The sequence below is a fragment of the Bacillus sp. JJ1532 genome (assembly GCF_036965085.1).
Taxonomy (GTDB): domain Bacteria; phylum Bacillota; class Bacilli; order Bacillales; family Cytobacillaceae; genus Cytobacillus.
Genome location: NZ_JBALOW010000055.1, coordinates 60945 through 78726, shown reverse-complemented (window position 1 = coordinate 78726; position 17782 = coordinate 60945). Strand labels below are relative to the sequence as shown.

General features: G+C 42.0%; 14 protein-coding genes. 6 read left to right on the top strand and 8 right to left on the bottom strand.

Annotated features, from left to right (window positions below; all coding sequences use genetic code 11):
• Window positions 1-125 precede the first annotated feature (125 nt).
• Both rhuM and V7122_RS18810 read right to left on the bottom strand, forming a co-directional pair.
• On the bottom strand, window positions 126-215 hold the full coding sequence (gene rhuM, locus V7122_RS18815) for a RhuM family protein (protein WP_335347412.1): 90 nt from the start codon (window positions 213-215) through the stop codon (window positions 126-128).
• Between the two features lie 196 nt (window positions 216-411).
• Window positions 412-1056, bottom strand: a complete 645-nt coding sequence (locus V7122_RS18810; RefSeq protein ID WP_438823992.1) for a VTT domain-containing protein — start codon at window positions 1054-1056, stop codon at window positions 412-414.
• A 470-nt stretch (window positions 1057-1526) separates the two neighbouring features.
• Here V7122_RS18810 and V7122_RS18805 point away from each other — a divergent pair, with 470 nt between their 5' ends.
• Window positions 1527-2186 (top strand): hypothetical protein, encoded by a 660-nt coding sequence (locus V7122_RS18805; protein WP_335354060.1) that lies wholly within the window; start codon window positions 1527-1529, stop codon window positions 2184-2186.
• Between the two features lie 144 nt (window positions 2187-2330).
• Here the strand turns inward: V7122_RS18805 and V7122_RS18800 are convergent, their stop codons facing one another.
• From V7122_RS18800 to V7122_RS18785, 4 genes are all read right to left on the bottom strand, one after another.
• Complete coding sequence (locus V7122_RS18800; RefSeq protein WP_335347409.1) at window positions 2331-3578, bottom strand: TerD family protein; 1248 nt, start codon at window positions 3576-3578, stop codon at window positions 2331-2333.
• Window positions 3579-3709: 131 nt separating this feature from the next.
• A complete protein-coding gene (locus tag V7122_RS18795) occupies window positions 3710-4810 on the bottom strand; it encodes a metallophosphoesterase (protein ID WP_335354059.1) in 1101 nt (366 codons plus the stop codon).
• A 543-nt stretch (window positions 4811-5353) separates the two neighbouring features.
• Window positions 5354-6451 carry a serine hydrolase domain-containing protein gene (locus V7122_RS18790; RefSeq protein WP_335354058.1) on the bottom strand — a complete coding sequence of 366 codons (1098 nt, stop codon included), beginning with the start codon at window positions 6449-6451 and terminating at the stop codon, window positions 5354-5356.
• Window positions 6452-7163: 712 nt separating this feature from the next.
• A complete protein-coding gene (locus tag V7122_RS18785) occupies window positions 7164-9680 on the bottom strand; it encodes a beta-glucosidase (RefSeq protein WP_335346057.1) in 2517 nt (838 codons plus the stop codon).
• 503 nt (window positions 9681-10183) lie between these two features.
• On the opposite strand from V7122_RS18785, the gene V7122_RS18780 reads away from it, so the two are divergent.
• Window positions 10184-10900 (top strand): hypothetical protein, encoded by a 717-nt coding sequence (locus tag V7122_RS18780; protein ID WP_335528209.1) that lies wholly within the window; start codon window positions 10184-10186, stop codon window positions 10898-10900.
• A gap of 283 nt (window positions 10901-11183) precedes the next feature.
• Here the strand turns inward: V7122_RS18780 and V7122_RS18775 are convergent, their stop codons facing one another.
• Complete coding sequence (locus V7122_RS18775; RefSeq protein ID WP_335354057.1) at window positions 11184-12146, bottom strand: helix-turn-helix transcriptional regulator; 963 nt, start codon at window positions 12144-12146, stop codon at window positions 11184-11186.
• 115 nt (window positions 12147-12261) lie between these two features.
• On the opposite strand from V7122_RS18775, the gene V7122_RS18770 reads away from it, so the two are divergent.
• The 4 genes from V7122_RS18770 (at window position 12262) to V7122_RS18755 (ending at window position 15975) form a co-directional block, all read left to right on the top strand.
• Window positions 12262-12747: a GyrI-like domain-containing protein gene (locus V7122_RS18770; protein ID WP_335346060.1), complete on the top strand. Its 486-nt coding sequence runs from the start codon at window positions 12262-12264 to the stop codon at window positions 12745-12747.
• A 22-nt stretch (window positions 12748-12769) separates the two neighbouring features.
• Window positions 12770-13234 (top strand): phage tail protein, encoded by a 465-nt coding sequence (locus V7122_RS18765; protein ID WP_335485260.1) that lies wholly within the window; start codon window positions 12770-12772, stop codon window positions 13232-13234.
• Between the two features lie 688 nt (window positions 13235-13922).
• Entirely contained in the window at window positions 13923-14852 is a 930-nt protein-coding gene (locus V7122_RS18760) for an ABC transporter ATP-binding protein (RefSeq protein WP_335346063.1), read from the top strand.
• Window position 14853: 1 nt separating this feature from the next.
• Window positions 14854-15975 carry an ABC transporter permease gene (locus tag V7122_RS18755; protein ID WP_335485257.1) on the top strand — a complete coding sequence of 374 codons (1122 nt, stop codon included), beginning with the start codon at window positions 14854-14856 and terminating at the stop codon, window positions 15973-15975.
• A gap of 229 nt (window positions 15976-16204) precedes the next feature.
• On the opposite strand, the gene V7122_RS18750 is transcribed toward V7122_RS18755, so the two are convergent.
• On the bottom strand, window positions 16205-17734 hold the full coding sequence (locus V7122_RS18750; RefSeq protein WP_335528206.1) for a right-handed parallel beta-helix repeat-containing protein: 1530 nt from the start codon (window positions 17732-17734) through the stop codon (window positions 16205-16207).
• Between the last annotated feature and the right edge of the window lie 48 nt (window positions 17735-17782).

Here is a 17782-nt window from a genome sequence, read left to right as displayed (position 1 = left end):
GGACTGGCAAGAAAGGAACGGGTAAAAAAGGGACCGGCCATAACTGTTAAATATTTCTTGACTAGCAAGATTAAAAATCATTACCCGTGGTGATTTCTGTAGGGTCTTTTTCACGAAAATGTTATTTATTCATTTATTCGCTCTTTTGTCCATTGGTGGTACTGTGTACCTCGGTGGGAGCGAACACGATAGCCAATAGCGATAATCATTTCAATGTTATAAATTGAAGAAAAAAATTAGGATTCCTAATAAATCAAAACAGGCCTCTGTGTAACAAATGTCCATCAAATCAAATCAGCACCTCCCACAAGTAGTGGAATGGTGCTGTATCTGTTCTCAGAAAAACCGCATTTACTTATGATACTGTTCTACGTGACTATTCTAAGTGCGGAGTCCACATCTTTGGAACCGTCATCCTTTTTTCAATCTCCCCCGAATCACCCCGATAATGGCTGGCAGCACAGAAATGAAGATAATTGCTAAGAGAACCGTTGAAAAGTTGTCTTTGATAATTGGGATATTGCCAAAAAAATAGCCTAAGATCGTACAGATGCCTACCCATACTGCGGCACCAACCACATTATAAATCAAGAAATATCGGTAGTTCATCCTGCTCGCCCCTGCAATAAAAGGAATGAACGTGCGAATAAATGGCATAAACCGGGCGATCACAATTGTTTTTCCTCCATGCTTATTAAAGAAAGCCTCAGCTCTCATCATTTTATCTTGGTTAATCAATCTCCCCATTAAACTTCCATGTGAGATGGTTGTCCCTACTTTACTACCGATATGATAATTGACAGTATCCCCAATTACCGCCGCGAAAAAATAGACAAACAATAGTAAAAAAATGTTAAATGCCCCCATCGCGGCAAGAGCACCACTAGCAAACAATAAAGAATCACCCGGTAAGAAAGGGAAAATTACAATTCCCGTTTCCACAAATACGATTAAAAATACGATTCCATATGACCATCCGCCAAAGTTTTTGATGATTTCAACTAGATGTTCATCAATATGTAGGATGAAATCAATGATATTTTGAATTATTGTCAAATTTGTTCCCACTTTCATAGTTTTCTCATCAGGTAATCTGACTTAGTAATGTAGTCTTTTTCATTTTCACCTATATATGTTATCACAAAACACTTGAACTGCTCATCACTTAACGACTACGAGTTGTTCGAAACGGTAGATTCGAAAGAACACCAATGTATCCTATCTCATTATAAATTTAAAAGCTGTTAGCATGCCTTAGGAATACCATTTTTTCCATTTGTATTATTGATCTGCGACCAACTTACTTCACTTTCTTGTTAGATCCATATACATATAGTTTATTAACGGAAGATCGACAGTTAAAATACGAAATCACTTATAGAATATCTGAGTAAACTGGTTTATGGAGATTATATCCGAACATGCCTACTCCTTCGAAGATTTTTGAATAAAATAAGTTTTTTATTTATACAATAAGATAGGCTTATTATTTCTATTTCTATCTTTATTTAGAAAGGCAGCGGATCATGGATACTGTCATCTATTCATTACTTACCATCGCATACCTAATTCTATTCGCAGTAGTTGTCCTGTTAGCCAAATGGCACAGTTGGGCTGATATTGGAAATGTACTACTGATGGTTATTCTGGCTTTACTCTATGATAATGGGATCCTAGCACTGGGGAAATACATTGGAGAGGGAGACTTACTGAGGGCATTAAACCTAACCCGATACTATTTGCATGCCCTTATCACCCCCTTGCTCGTCCTATTTGCCTGGAATACTTTAGTAAAGGCAAATCTAAAATGGGCAAAAAAAGGCATCGTCCCATGGCTCGCTGTCTTATTGACACTTTGTTTGATTATCATTGAATTCGTTACAGTGGTCAGGGGAATTTCCCTAGAACCTACTATGAAGTATGGTGTCTTAAGCTATAAAAATGTAGGAGCAGGAAACTTTCCTCCCTTCATGATCATTGGTGTCTCTATTGTGTTAGTCGTCACATCAATTATGATCTGGATAAAGCAAAAATGGCCATGGTATTTTATCGGAACCTTGATTATGTGCCTCACACCAATGATCCACTTTTTAAAAACTGATGCCTTACATAATATAGCTGAATTCGTATTAATACTAGCCCTGCTTGCTACAAAGGCTTATCAAGATAAAAAAATATACAGTTGAAGGACTGGGAATGAAAAGTTCCCTCATAAAAAACAATAAAAATCCCAACCTTTGTTTAAAGTTGGGAAAAGTTAAAACTTCATTTACTTATGGTTCGGTTCACCCGCCATTAAACTAGCGGATTTTCAGATTCATATCTCTTGTCTACTTGTAATCATTTTTTGGTCCCTTATCCATTAAAACTTCTACCATATTTGAAGACCCCATCTTAAGTTTAGGCCTACACTCTGAGTTTTGCTTACTATAAAGCTCTAATGGACTAATAATAACTCCATTTGGCGTATTATGAAGTATTCCGGGCACACATGTATAAATTCGATCATTGTTATTTGCATTCTTGGAGGATATGGTAACGGAGGTTCCGCTATGATTATCTATACTCATGGATACCTTGTATCTGTAGAATGAGCCTGTTCCATTTGACTGAGCAGAATAAACCACAGGAACCACTGCGAGGATATCATCCGTTAACCTTAATTTAATTATTTCTGTCTTCGTTGACCAACCGCTTCTCCCAACATCCCCCATATGTTCCACTGCCCCGTTTCCATACCGGTAGAGGGGAGGTGTTCCCTCAGCCCCAAACATCGCTACATCTATCTGCTTACCATCCTTTGTATAGACTAAAGCATAAATATCATAATCTGTCCCAGTCTTCCAAGATACTGTAGCCGTAATCTCGGGTGTTTTCTCAATGATAACTGGCTTTTGGCCTTTTTCGAGACTTACCTTACCCTTTACCTTTTCAAGGCTTATCGTTGACAACGTGTTTTGACTATTATTATTTCCAGGAACAGTTAGGATCTTATCAGGTTCTTTTGGAGTTTGTTTTTGAATAGTTTTAGGTTCGGAAGGCTTGTTTTGCTCATCCGCTTCAACCTCAACACCGTAATTTTTACATAAACCTTCAAGACCAGAATCAAATCCGCGCCATACTGATCTTGCCTTTGTTTGGCCATTCCGTATATATAATTCTAATACTACTATTCCATTTTCATTTTTGAAGCTGGATGGGGTTAATTGGATTCTGTTATCATCGGTACATATCTCTGCCTTTAAATTCTTTACATTTGAAAAACCCTTGCTATTATCCTCAGTAAGCGTAATAGCTATTTTAGTAATACCTGCAGGGACTTTACTCATGTCAAAATTAATTTTATGTACTTTTGTATTACCTACATTCTCAGATGGTATAAGGGTAGCTACACCAGAAGAGCTCGTTGGTTGATTATAAAATATAATTCCGCTATCTCCTTGTACCTTATCTGAATCAGTTAAAAGAAAAGCTGTTAAGGATATATCTATCGAATTAGAAATTTCGTAGCTAACAGTAACATTCCCTTTTGGAGAACTTAAAACAGTGTTTGCTCCCATCTGAAGCAGTTGATTCATTTAAACCAATCCTTTCTTATCTATGCATTGATTACCTAACTCCAATTACGCCCTTAGCGTACAATCACAAAAAGCTGAGATTTACACGGCCTTTAATGGGACATGTTCTTGTCGCCCAGCATCAGTTGTCGTTATTCAAAATTCACCTGAATTCTCACGATTTCTGACCTCGTTCCGATCCGGATCGGCGGACCCCAGAAGCCAAAACCTTCTGTTACAATCGATTGCATGCTTCCTTTCTTAAGATGCCCCCATGCATTCTCATAAATTGAATCCGTAATTAAGTTACCTGGGAAAACTTGGCCATGGTGAGTGTGACCCGACAACATCAAGTCTATACCCGCTTTTTGAGCAATATCCAAGTCATATGGCTGATGGTCAAGCAGAATCACAGGTTTAGAAAGGTCAACCCCCTTCATGATCTGGTTCAATTCCAATCTATCGGGATCTCTGCGGTCTTTTCGCCCAATCAATGTAAGTTGGTCTTTTATTGTGACAGCTTCATCATAAAGTACGTTGATACCACTTCGCTCTATTGTATCAATTAATTCCTTCATCGTACCGTTATGCCGGTCATGGTTACCCAAAGTGGCATATACACCATAGGGGGCATGAAGCTCGGACAAAACCTCATCGATCCCCTGATCCACGAAAGGCTGAATATCATCGTCAATTAGATCTCCTGGCAATAGGATTATATCCGGTTCCATCCCATTGATTTCTTTAACTAGACGTTTCGCATGATCTTTACCAGACAGTAACCCAAAATGCGTATCCGCGGCCATTGCAATAGTTAGTGAATCAAGTGATGATGTACCTTGTTCTATCTGGATTGAAAAAGAACGAACAAGTGGATTATATGCATTATAAGTACCATAAATAAGGAAGGAAATCGTTAGAACCAATATCACTCTTCCTGCCCACTTCTGCGTCCCAGTGCGTGACAAACGAGTTAAGCGCAGCACAATCACAGAAATATGGGCAGCTGGTACTAACAGGAGAAGCAGATAAAAGATGGCCATCCAGTATGCGCCTATCTTGCTGAGAAGTGTAATACCAGAAATACGACCCATAATGAAGGAAGCAGCTGAAATGGCTACTACCATGATGTAAAGTGTTTTAAACCTTCGTGATGATTTTTCCGGACGCAGCCAACGGTATCCACGCCAGCCGATATAATATACCAACCCGACATAGATTAATAGGGCGATGATACCTATAATCATAAACATTTTTCATTCTCCTAATCCACGAATGAGGTAATCCTGAAGTTACCCTAATAAGTAAATAATCTAGTTCTTTCATTTTGATTTATCAAGTAGTATTCAATTTCAGAGTTAATTAACTTTCGCCATTTCTCTCGGAAACGAATAACCTCTTCGGATATAGTTTTCAAGATTAATCCTCCATAAAAATTCCTAATTTAATAGTAACATGAATTAGAAAATGGGGGATATTGTAAATCATACAAAAGATTTTGGCTTGTAATTATGAAAAGGACGATTTCCAAATAAAATAGTAAAAAAACCTTTAATAAATTACAAGCCAAAAAGGACATCGTAGAAGGTAATGTTTTTTCTACTGATGAGGTTTCAGGGATGATTGAGCAGAGAGTCGAATAAAAAACAGGACTGTTTGTCAGCCCTGTCATTAACCAAATTACAATATATTGGGGGTTTTTCAGTTCCCTCGTTCAATAGTAGAATCATCTTCTTTAGATTGCTAAACTCTTTTATATAATGTCCTTACAAAGGGCATTTCGTTCCCTGCTTCTTTTACAATAATGCCTCAGCTTTTTTTGTAGCTTTTAGAAGTTTATCCGTCAATTGAAGCATTAACCTAATTCCTTTTTGACCATATCCAAATTGGTTTAAAGTTCCGATGATATATGCATCCATCACAGGGTGGTAAAACATAAACGAACCGGTAGAGCCGGCATTCCCCCAAGAGTTATACTTTGCTGGCATTAACACAGGAACCGTTTTTATGTTCATCACTCCATACCCATAATCAATTCCTAAAAAGAATTTACCCCAGTCACTTTTCATTTTTTCAAGAGTTTCTTTCTTTAGTATCTGACCATTCACTAATGCTTTCATGAACTTTAACAAGTCACCAGTAGTGGATACGACACCGCCGCCAGCATACAAAATGCTCAGGCTCTCATTATTGGTCATGTCTGTTTGACGAATATAAAACTTCGCTACTTCGTATGGACTCTTTTCTATTGGTTCAGTACGAGAGAAATGGGAGTGTTTCATACCCAGAGGTTCAAAAATGTTCTTTCTCAGCACTTCATGGAAAGGCAACCCTGTGATATTTTCAATAATAAATCCCAATAGATGATATCCCGTATCGGAATAATGGAATCCTCCTCCTGGATGAAAATGGTTTTCCATGTTCTCCTTCGCCCAATTGATCACTTCAAGCGGAGTCCATATTCGATTTGGTTCTTCAACAAGCAAGTCAGGCATTGACTTTCCTGTTACCGGCTTATCCTCTACGAAATCATTTAGGCCAGAGGTATTATTTAATAAATGTTTGATTTTGATTTCGTTTGAATAATCCTTCTCTTTGTAAATATGCAGATTCGTTAATATTTCAGCATCCAAATACTTTGAAATTTTGTCCTCGTATGAACACTGCCCCTGTTCGACTAACTGTCCAAACAATACGGACGTAAACAGTTTACTAATACTAGCAATATAAAATGGTTGTTCGGGGTGGATAGCTTCTTCTCCAGCAGCCATTTTGAAATCAACCCCATGCTTCTCTGAATGAACACGCAAATAAGCATTTTGAATTTTGGGGTCTTTTTCTACTCTTTTCTTGAAAAATTGTTCAATTTCCATTTGCACCTTCGCCTTCTCCATTTCCCCATCTCCCTCTTTTTATGCATCTACTCTTTTTCATTTTTACGTATTCGGGCAGCCATTATGACATTTTTCCCAGAAAATGCTCAGGAAGCATACCATTCATATCCATGACGGAAAGCCCTAATTGAAACACTTGCAATTTAAACAACCTATATTTACAAGACAGTTCAGTATAATTTGAAAACCCCAATGGAAGGAGTGTCGTAAGAGGATATAGGCAACTTAGGTAACCCCTGCCCTATGATGTGCTCTTTAGGAGACCGAAGACGTAAATGTTCGCAAGAAGACTAAAACCTAGACAAGCGAAAAAGTAAAAACAAACTTATCATTAAATGGATAAAAAAATTACCCTAAGCTATGACAAGCCAATAGGGTGATTGACCGCTCTTCAGCGGTCTAAAATAATATAGTTTTATACTAATACTAATCAGTATATAAACAATAAATAGCCTTAAGCGTATTACTTATATAATCTAGTTAGAATATATAAGTACTTAGATTACCGCGCCGACTGTCCCGAACTAATCCCTTCATCAGACTTTTCACATCCTTCCTTGACACTTTTCGTTCCTCTCGTCGCCCATGGAGGTGTCGAGAAAAGCAGTGAGCCCGCGAGCTCGGCGATTCACGCCGAGGCCCGCGGGCTCACTATATTCGGGATGCCTGACGACCCCTACCAGGCCGCAGACGTCATCCCATGGCCAGAGGCCTAACGTTGGGAGTTGTTGTTTCCGTTATTCCCGTTATTTCCTTTATTTCCATTGTTACCATTATTTCCGTTGTTTCCGTTGTTTCCGTTGTTTCCGTTGTTTCCGTTCCCCTTGCTGTTGTCCTTGCTGTGTTTGAAGTTCAACGGGACATCCTTTTCTAACGGAGTGTCTGCTGAGGAACCACCGACATGCACGCGGTACTTTCCGTCAACAGTTGCCCACTGACCGTCAGCCCAATTCGCCAAGTTGTCCGGTTCTTCCGGAATGAAATAGGAGAATGGGTGGTTTGAGTCAGCATGGTTAATACGCAGAGTCATCTGCTTGCTCTCACCAGACTCAAGGTAAACCTTCTCAAAGTTAACAAGGCGCTTAGTCGGCTGCCCTGCCTCGTTTGGTAGGGTCAGATAGACCTGTGCTGCTTCTTTACCGGCAACGTCACCTGTGTTCTTGATCTTGAAGGACACGTCAATACCGGACAACGAGCCTTTACCTTGGACCTTCTTCACTTTAAGGTCATCATATTCGAAAGTAGTGTACGACAAGCCGTAACCAAACGGGAAGACCGGCTTCACGTTGTTTGCCTCGTACCAACGGTAGCCCATCTCAAGGCCCTCTGTGTACTTGGCAATTAGTTGGTCGGAACCGTTACCGTACGGGCCCGGGCCACCTGGCTTGCCAGTGTCTTGACGGGTTCCAGGGTACTGCTCCTCGGTCGCGAATGCGGCCTCACGCTCAGTGGCACCGAACGTCATCGGCAGCTTGCCGGAAGGATTGACCTTACCGTAGAGCAGGTTAGCGACGGCATTGCCATCCTCCATGCCCGGGAACCACGCAGAAAGGACAGCTGGGACCTCATCCAACCACGGCATGAGCACCGTACCGGAAGTCTTCAGTACCACAGCGGTGTTCTCAGCGTTGGCCTTAAGGACTGCATCGATCATCGGCTCCTGCTCAACCCAGTCCTCTCTGTCCGGGTTCGTGTCGAGGTCGATGGCAGGGAAGCCGAGTGTCTTACGATCCACAGTCTCATGTGGGTTATCGCCGATCATGAGTAGCACGACGTCGGACTCAGCGGCCAGCTTGGCAGCAGCCTCCGGGTCACGGCCATCGTTGTACGTCACTTCGGTGTCGTAGCCAAGTTCTTTGATGACATTCTCTAGGCCCTCCTGTGGAGTGACCGTGTACGGTGTCACGACGTTCTCGTTGTTGTCCCGAACAGAGCGCGGAGACATCTTGGCCTCACCAGCGAACCACTCAACGCCGATCAGAGCGATCGATTTCGGCTCGCCGTCCAGTGGAAGGAAACCGTTGTCGTTCTTCAACAGCACGGACCCTTCCTCAGCTATCTTCAATGCGCTAGCGCCATTAGCCATCGGATCGACGATCTCCGGCAGGAACTTGTCGTAAGGCTCATCCATGTGGCCAAACTGGATCATCTTGATGTAACGCGGACGAAGCAGATTGTCGATGTCGTCCTCGGTCACCTGACCTGAGTCGAGTGCCTCCTGGATCTTCTCTTCAGTGTAGTACTGCGGTGCCCAGTCGAGCTCAACATTCATGCCCGCCTTAATGCCAGCCACCGTGTCGTGAATTGCGCGACGGTCACTCATAACGTAACCATCGAAGCCCCAGTTGTTGCGTAGGGCATCTTGGAGTAATTCAGAGCTGTCACAGGCAAAGGTGCCGTTGACATCCGGGAACGAACACATCACCGAAGCCGGGTCAGCATCCTTAACGGTCATCTCAAATGGCAACATGTAAAGCTCGTTCATGGCCTTTGAGGGAACTTGGACGCCCATCGTCCATCGCTCAGTCTCCTGCTCGTTACCAGCCAAGTGCTTAAGCTGTGCCTGGACCCCCTGGTCCTGGATGGCCTTGACCTGCTCGGTCGCTAAGATACCTGTCAGATATGGGTCCTCACTGAAGTACTCATAATTACGGCCATTGTACGGGTGACGAATGAGATTCATTCCCGGTCCGAGCAACACGTGATGCGCGAAAGCCCGTGTCTCCTCGCCGAGGATTCGGCCAACCTCATAGTTCAGCTCGCGGTCAAATGTCGCTGCCATAGCCGGGGTAGATGGAAGGCCCGTTGCTACCGGGTCATTGCCACACGATCCGCCCTTAACGCCTGTACCACCGTTGGTCATGCGGATTGTGGGGATGCCCAGTTCCTCGATCCCACGGATTTGTCGGCCAGTGTCCTGCCACTCACATCCGGGCAGGGTACCCTGTGGCTCGAATTCGCCGTTCATATACTTGCTAGTACCGCCCCTTTTGATGACGACCGTCTCACCGGTGTCGTTCTCATTGAAGCGCGAGATGGCGATTTGCTGGATCTTCTGTTCCATCGTCATCTCATCGAGAAGCAGCTCGGTGCGCTCTTCAGCAGGGAGCTGGGTGTTCATCCAAGGTTTGGTCCCTTCCGTTCCACCGTTCTCCGCATTAACAGGAATTACTAACGAAGACATAAAGATCGTTGCTGTCAAAAAAATTGAATTAATTCGTTTTATCATCTTAATCTCCTTCACTCTCTATTTGTCTATTAGTATTTAAATAATTCGTTTTATCATCGTATTCTCTCCCTTACTAACCGATTAAGTATATCAGTATAGAGAAAAACTATTACGCTAGTATTAACGGTTAATTACAGATCACTAACAAAAACCACGAGATTAGTAATAATCGTAAAGTCCTGAAAACGTATTAAAACACTGAGAAAATCATTGATATACCAAATAAACAATCAAAATAAATAAATTTAAATGAGCATTATTCTAAATATACTGAAACAGGCTGGAAGAACTTTTTTATAAAATAAACTTTTTTAATATAATATTTGGGAGTCCAATCGAAGATGGCATGTAATGAATGAAATAAGTATTGCCTCTTATTTGCATGATGGAATTCCCAAGTTCCTATAACCTCATTTACTTATGATAAGGTTCACCTCACCTGTTTAAGCGGCATTTTATTTTTAAAAATACTTTGGGTAAAGAAGCAGGATAATCTTGTATATATGTTAAATGTAAAATTAAGTGGTGAATTACTAGCCGGGAAGCATTTATGTAGAATTGGGGATGAAACAAACATGGGGTTCGTTTTAATGTTCCTGCTTATCTACTTTATTGTAAGGTTAATAGGAATTTATAAAAAAGATATATGGCATTTCTTTAATAAATTTGCCAAAAGGATTCTGACTTGGAGTCGAAGTAAGAGAATCAAGTCATTGTTAACAGAATTAGAGGCTTTGGGATTTTATAAACATGCCGATAATCAACTTGTCGAAGAACTGAAAAAAAGGTCAAATAAAACAGGCTATCTCTTTTGGAATGAAACACAAAGAATGTATAAGTCCGATGCCGAGGATTTAGCTGAAGGGTTCATTGGTCAATTTTTTAAAGAAATTGCACCTTTTCTAATAAAAGAAGGTATTACAATCGAGAGCTACGAACAATCTCATACTGGAGATACTTATGAGATTATTGTTAATCATAAAAGGTTCTTAATTTTGGATGACAAAATCGACAACCATTTAGTTTTATGGGAGTTGGCTACAAATAGAACCTTTTCCGTTGTGAATTTGCTCTTACATGAAGCCGGATCCAATGAAAGGCTATACTCCTTATACGGTGGCAACGATCTCTTTGCCATATTTCTAACAGAAAAAATGTATGAAACAATAAGGAAATCCAAACTTATTAAGAAAACGGAGAAACCTGTGTGGCGCGGGTAAGGTTCTGCTGCCTAATAGGCGGCAAAACCTTAACAGCCGATCATTTTTTTCCTTCTAGCTATAAAAAAACGCCTCTATTTATGATACGGTTCCCCGTAACACATCTAAATAAGATTAAACCTTTTTTAATAAAATGAATAAGGAACAGTACTGATAAAAGTGCTATTACCCTTTTAAACTATTACCAACATTCGGAACCCCCCATCTCTTTTGGGTGTGCGAAAATAAAGGGTAACTGGCAGTTGGCCAAGCCCATAATTATTTGGGTTTTAACTGGAACTACTTATGGGCAAAATAAGGATAATCTCCCTTGTATAACTTCTAAAACTTTTTCTGGCACTTCCCTAGCCTTGATATCCCCACCTAGAAAAAGAAGCCAATTTGTTATTTCAGTCAATTCTTCGGGATTATTAACATTGATAAAGGTCTTTAGAATGGCTGTGGTTTGGTAAGGATTCGTATAGGAAATGGAAATTTTTAAAGGATGGTATTTTTTGAACTGGGCAATCGCCTTTGGACCAAGATCAAGGACAAGGTTAACTACTTCTTCCTCCTTACTTAGTTTTTCTAAAATCTTTTTCTTATTTATTCTTTTTTTCGCAGGGTATGGTTTAACATTGGTGAGATTGTCAACAGGGAAAATCCTCCTCTCTTCATCCTTTAAGTCATAGCCTTCAATCAGCCAAACGCCTTTTTCATGATAAAGGTGCAAGAGATAAATTGAATAAGACTTTGTTATCTTCTCTTCCTTGATTGTAATCAATAAATAGCTATCCAAAAGGAGGATTTGGATGAGTTTTTCTAACATTGGATCGGGTAGGTCCGACAAATCAAGCAGGTCGGGATTATTGGGGTTTGTCCCTTCAAAAAGCAAGATTTGATTTAAAAGAACAAGGTCATCTTGCTGGTTTTCTGAGATGAGGCCAAGTAATTTTTCAGCTAAAGACTGACGACTCTTAAGATAAGGGAGTTGTTGATTTCTTGTGGCCATAAAGGCAATAAAAAGAGCTTTAATCTCATTATCGGTAAAGCGAACAGCGGGAAGGACAGAGTTGTTCATGACAATATAACCCCCATCCCTTCCAACTTCAGCAACAAGCGGCATCCCCATGGCTTCAATTTCTCTGATATCTCTAATAGCGGTCGAACGGGAGATATTAAATTCTCGCATGATTTCAGAAATTGTAAAGCGGGCGCGGTTGTTGATATACCGCATGATAGTATTAATCCGTTCAACTTTTTTCATCGGGATCCCCTAAACAGTATCATTTTTTGACATGATTTAAGGCTATTATAAACTCATCAAGTGAAAAGACAAATCATTTGATTAATATAAATTAAAAAGAAAGAAGGTTTTGCACATGGCAAATTACACTATAGAAGAAAAAGACAGCTTTACCGTTTTAGGCACTGGAACTGAGCTTAAGAGCGACTACAGGGACTATGCAGGTATAAACAAGGAAAAGGCAGACTTTTGGCAGGCCGTCAGCCAAGATGGAAGGCTAGATACTTTAAAAGCGATAGCCACAAACGACTACGTTTTTATCGTGAACGAAGCCGTGAATAACAAGATGATGCATTATGCTGGCGTCATGACAGAGGCAGCGGCACCAGAACTAGGAGAAACTAGAGTTATCCAATTTCCTAAGGGTGAATACTTAGTTGTTAAAGGGGAAGGTAATACTTTAGATGAATTGAGTAATAAAGTTACTGGTATTGCTTTTGGTCAAGCCTTACAAGAAGCAAACAATGTTGCCTATGTTGGTGGACCTAATGCAGCGGTTGTGATGGAGCAGCGAAACGGAGTCTTTTATGGTGAAATGTGGATTCCTGTAGTTAGGAAATAATGAGATAAAAGGAAGGTTGGAAATGCACTATATCGTTGATTTTAAAAATGTGTCTACAATTGGTTTAGAGTCTTCACCTGTAGCAGAAGCGCTCGCTGGTTTACGTGCAAATGAAGCCCGTTACTTTATGAACAAATACAAGCATGAATTTACGGTTGTACCAGCTAGCGAAAGCCAGGAGACCCTTGATTATGTGAACCGAATTTTGAAAGAAGAACGTGATATTGAGTTTGCAGCCAAACCTTTAGAAACATCGCGTTTTCAAGTGGAAAATATCAAAATGGCCTACGTCTTTTATGAGGATGGTCTTTCGGTCAACGTCATGTATACGGTTGATGGCTCTAAGAAGCGGGCTGTTGGTTTTAAGCTTTCTGAGGGGATGGAGGTACCACAGGAATTAGAAGGGAAGTTTAAGTTTGCTAGGCAGAAGTCTAAACTAGCTGGAACAATTCGAGGCTCGTTTTTTGTAATTAAAGGAGAATATTAAAGTAAGTAAAAGTGAAAGAGAAGTAATTCATCAATCTTTTATAATTGGTCACTCTTTTTCTTCATTTAGATATGAAAATCCTGATTGTACCAAATTTGCTGCAAAAGCAAAAATGACCATTCATGCAATAAATATCATATAACAAAGCAGCACCTTTCTATCATATTAGAAGGTGCTGTTACTTTTTTCGCAAAGCCTCATTTACTTATGATACGGTTCTGCTCACTTTACGAGATGGTAAAGCATTGTCTGAGGGAAACCAGAAGGTTATCTTCTTAACCTCCTTCCAGTTTTCATTCATTTGAACCTCTTTTTTTAGTGACCTTACAAGATGCTTCATTTTCATCCTTATGATACTTCTTCAATCCTATCTATTTCACGTTGTAACCGTCCCTAGCGAGATGCTCCAGAACAGCATAGCCCAGCCTTAAAGGTACTTGGCTTCTGACCCTCAGGAGCCTGCCACTAGAGGCTCCATGTAAATACTCTGCATTGGCAATTAATTCTACAAATGAAGAAAAAGAATTCGTCAAAAGAAGGGATTCTCCACCGTTGCTAATCCAGCCCTGAGTTTTCTCTGAAATTCATGAATCTTTTAATATTCAACAACATAGGAATAACTTGGTAATATTTTTTGAATTGGGACTTTTGTGAAAATGGCTGGTTTTCAAGGAAAGGTGATGTGACTATGAATATTTTAGAGGTTCGGAATTTAAAAAAATCCTTCGGTTCCATTCAAGCCGTTAAAGATATTAGCTTTTCTGTAAAAGAAGGAGAGATTTTTACCATCATCGGACCAAATGGGGCAGGAAAAACAACAACACTTGAGATGATTGAAGGCTTGGTTACGCCTGATCATGGAGAAATACAGTTTGGCGAATTGAACTGGAACAAGCACGCAATAACCATTAAAAGAAAAATCGGTGTACAGCCGCAATCTAGTGCCATGTTTGACTTATTGACCCCTGAAGAAAATTTGAATCTATTTGCTTCATTTTACGATAAGGCACGGTCAACTGAGGAAATTCTCAAATTGGTAAATCTGACCGAGCACCGAAAGAATCAAGTCAAGAAACTATCTGGCGGTCAGCGGCAACGACTTGCAATCGGGCTTGCCATGATTAGTGATCCCGAAGTCGTATTTCTTGATGAACCAACAACCGGACTCGATCCCCAGGCACGACGCAATGTTTGGGAGATCATTCTTGAGCTTAAGAAATTAGGGAAAACGACTATTCTCACAACTCATTACATGGAAGAAGCGGAAAAACTAAGCGACAGGGTGTGCATCGTTGACCAGGGGTTGGTCGTAATCTTGGATTCCCCCTCCGCATTAATAGAAAAATTAACAAATGAAAGAGAGGTTCGATTATCCTTCCTTGATGGAGAGAAAGCCGCCCATGATGCAGAGCTTTTTGCAAAAGCTCTTGATTCTGTGACACGGACAGTACGTGAAGACGCCGCACTTAAGCTATGGACCATTAAACCCGAGGATTTACTTTTTGACCTATTTAAATTTACAAAAGACAAGGAATATCAAGTCGAGCAAGTTTCGATTCACGAAATGAGTCTTGAAGATGTCTTTATCGCTTATACCGGTAAGGAGTGGAGGGATTAAGATGAATAATCTCAAGCAATTTAAACAAATGTTCCTTGCTCAATTAAAATTAACATTCCGTGAAAAACAAGCGTGGTTTTGGGGGATCTTTTTTCCAATTATTTTAATGGTCATCTTTATGACGATATTTGGCGGTGGTTCAAATGATGATTTCAGCACGAAAGTTGTTATTGTTAATGAATCTTCAAATGAAACGTCTACTATGATGGCTAAGCAATTACAACAAATTCCTATTATTAAAGCAAGTGGAAATGATTCTGTTAATGAAGATAAAGCAAAAGTTTTAGTAAAAGAGAAGGAAGTTGATGCTGCCATCATTTTGCCAGAATCAGCACAGGCAACATCGATTAAACTGATCGTAAACAAAGAAAATGAACAAAGTGTATCAACCCAAGTCGTTTCGGGTATTCTGGATAAATTTATTCAGCAGGCAAACTTGCAAGCAGTTGGTGCAACCCCAACCTATGAGCAGCAATTTGAAACCATTTCCTCAGGCAGCCAGGAATTAAAGTATACTGATTTTCTCTTAACTGGAATGATTGCTTTATCAATTGCCCAAGGCGGCTTATTCGGAATGGTTGACTTAGTGGATATGCGCAGAAAAGGGTTAATAAAAAGGCTGCGGATGACCCCGGCAAAAATGGGGATCTTTGGTCTTAGTGATATGGTGATGCGCCTGTTATTTAGCATCATTCAAATCATTCTCTTATCCTTAATTGGCGTATTCCTATTCGGGGCTAATTTGTTTATTAATTTCCCTAGTTTACTGCTGGTCATCTTAATCGGAGCCCTCTCCTTCAATGCAATTGGCTATTTTATTTCTTCTTTTAGCAATACAAATGAGGCCTACATGGGAGCAGCAAACATTGTCAGCTTTCTGATGATGTTTGTAAGCGGTATTTTCTTTCCGGTTGAAACAATGCCCGAATGGCTGCATCCTGTTTCAAACATTCTTCCGCTCACCTATTTTGCAGACGGTCTAAGAGACAGTATGGTCTATAATACTTCTATTCTTTCAGCCTCTCTTTGGTTTGGTTTTGGAAACATGCTTCTTTGGGGTGGAATTGCCTTTATCATTGGTTCCTTGTTATATAAAAGAAAATCAATTGTGTCAACCAGGTAAAACGATGAAACAAAGGACGGTACTATTACCTCAAATTTATTAATTCTTCTTGGATTATCAAAATTTCGCAAAAAAATCCTGTCCCTAATTTCCAAAGGCCCGACTAGTTCCTATCCGCTAGTCGCGCCTTCGGTTTATATGAAAAATGAGTGAACTTTTTAGAAGAACCCAGCCCTCTTTTTCATGAAGGCTGGGTTCTTTATAGAAGTTATAATAAAATGACTAGTACTCAACTTTCGCACCGTTGCGTTTTTATAGGAAACCGCTGGATCACCTCGATCCCATCGGCCACCCTCAGCTTGGCTCCGTCGATGCCATCAACGACATTTTCGACCAATCTGAGGTCCTTCCCGGCATCGATCCTAATGCCATTGGCGGCCTGTCGAATGACGTTGCACTCGATCCTGATGCCTGAAGGGATTCCTTTGCCCCGTCCGTCAGCACCGCGGTCCTCACTGAGCCGGATCGCCCAGAACCCGTCAGTCCCTCCAGTGATGTGATTACCGTGCAACTCTGTGCCTGGCGCATTGCGGACCTCGATGCCAGCCTTCGAATCCTTCCCGGCGGTGATCCTGTTATCCTCGATGAGGGTCTCAGGAGTTCCTAGGATGACGAGGATTCCCTGACGGTTTCCAATCAAATCGTTGGAGTGCACCCAGTTTCCAGGTCCTGAGGCATCGTGCTTGTTCTTGGACCCGCCGGAATTTCCCAGCGCGATGCCCGCCCCCTGCCCGCCGATAACCGTGTTGTCCCGGATCTCGTTCAGATACTCACCCTCGCCGTGCAGGTCGATTGCGTCGAGGTGGCTGCCGGTGATAGTGTTCTCCGCCACGAGATTGTTGTGTGTGGGGAACTGAAGCAGAATGGCGTGCCTCAGATGCCTGCCATTTAAGGTATTACCGATAACGACATTGTGCCGGGAATCATTGGTGGCATCCGGGTCGTGCTGGTCCGCTGAGCCCTCGATAGCGATGCCGTAGCCCTGTCCGCCTGGACCGACAGCAGTTGCCTCACTTACGTAGTTTCCAGAGAGGGTCACTTCACGGCTTGCCTTGACGGAGATCCCGTGGCGCTCGAACCTGCGAATGCCCACGTTTTCCACAAGTACCTGTGAACTAGCCTTCCGTTTGAGGGCTCCGAGGTAAATCCCGTACATCGGGCCGCCACCCGCATTGCCGTTGTCTGGGTCATCTCCGAGGGGACCCTCATGACGGGAGGTAATGGTGAAGTCAGCGATGATGACATCGTGAATGCCCGAGCCACGGATCACCCGGCTGTTATCCTCGCCATCGAGGGAGGTCAGCAGCACAGTCCGTTCCTGGCCCTCACCGCGCAGGTCTACACCACTGCGCAACACGATGTTCGCCGACTTGTCGGCCGGGTCAGTGGAGCGCAGGTCATATGTGCCGGCTGGCAGTACGACCTCGTCACCTGGTTCAGCCGCGTCCAAGGCCGCTCGGATGGCTGCTGCATCGTCTTGTGAGTCCGGATCCGGATCTGCCCCGAAGTCTGTGACGTACAGGGTCCTGCCTGTGGCCGGACCTGGTGTCGGCACCTCGATCGGCGCACCGGACCGGTCTACCAAGCCCGGGACCTGCCAGTCACCGTGCCCGGACGGGGCGGGTTCCACGGCGTCATCGCTCCCAATCGGCCCTTCGGATTCCTCAACGGTACATGCGGTCAAGAGGGCCATCAGGCCAAGGGCCACCCACCACAAATACGCCGGACCTCGCCTGCTTTTTCGAACGGATTCCTTCATAATACTTCTCACGTCCTTCCTTAACTCTTTTCGTCCATTCGTCGCCTA

Bases quoted from the DNA above. Each gene is read 5' to 3' on its own strand.
- V7122_RS18805 (WP_335354060.1), top strand. From the start codon at position 1,527: ATGGATACTGTCATCTATTCATTACTTACCATCGCATACCTAATTCTA.
- V7122_RS18800 (WP_335347409.1), bottom strand. From the start codon at position 3,578: ATGAATCAACTGCTTCAGATGGGAGCAAACACTGTTTTAAGTTCTCCA.
- V7122_RS18795 (WP_335354059.1), bottom strand. From the start codon at position 4,810: ATGTTTATGATTATAGGTATCATCGCCCTATTAATCTATGTCGGGTTG.
- V7122_RS18790 (WP_335354058.1), bottom strand. From the start codon at position 6,451: ATGGAGAAGGCGAAGGTGCAAATGGAAATTGAACAATTTTTCAAGAAA.
- V7122_RS18785 (WP_335346057.1), bottom strand. From the start codon at position 9,680: ATGATAAAACGAATTAATTCAATTTTTTTGACAGCAACGATCTTTATG.
- V7122_RS18780 (WP_335528209.1), top strand. From the start codon at position 10,184: ATGTTAAATGTAAAATTAAGTGGTGAATTACTAGCCGGGAAGCATTTA.
- V7122_RS18775 (WP_335354057.1), bottom strand. From the start codon at position 12,146: ATGAAAAAAGTTGAACGGATTAATACTATCATGCGGTATATCAACAAC.
- V7122_RS18770 (WP_335346060.1), top strand. From the start codon at position 12,262: ATGGCAAATTACACTATAGAAGAAAAAGACAGCTTTACCGTTTTAGGC.
- V7122_RS18765 (WP_335485260.1), top strand. From the start codon at position 12,770: ATGCACTATATCGTTGATTTTAAAAATGTGTCTACAATTGGTTTAGAG.
- V7122_RS18760 (WP_335346063.1), top strand. From the start codon at position 13,923: ATGAATATTTTAGAGGTTCGGAATTTAAAAAAATCCTTCGGTTCCATT.
- V7122_RS18755 (WP_335485257.1), top strand. From the start codon at position 14,854: ATGAATAATCTCAAGCAATTTAAACAAATGTTCCTTGCTCAATTAAAA.
- V7122_RS18750 (WP_335528206.1), bottom strand. From the start codon at position 17,734: ATGAAGGAATCCGTTCGAAAAAGCAGGCGAGGTCCGGCGTATTTGTGG.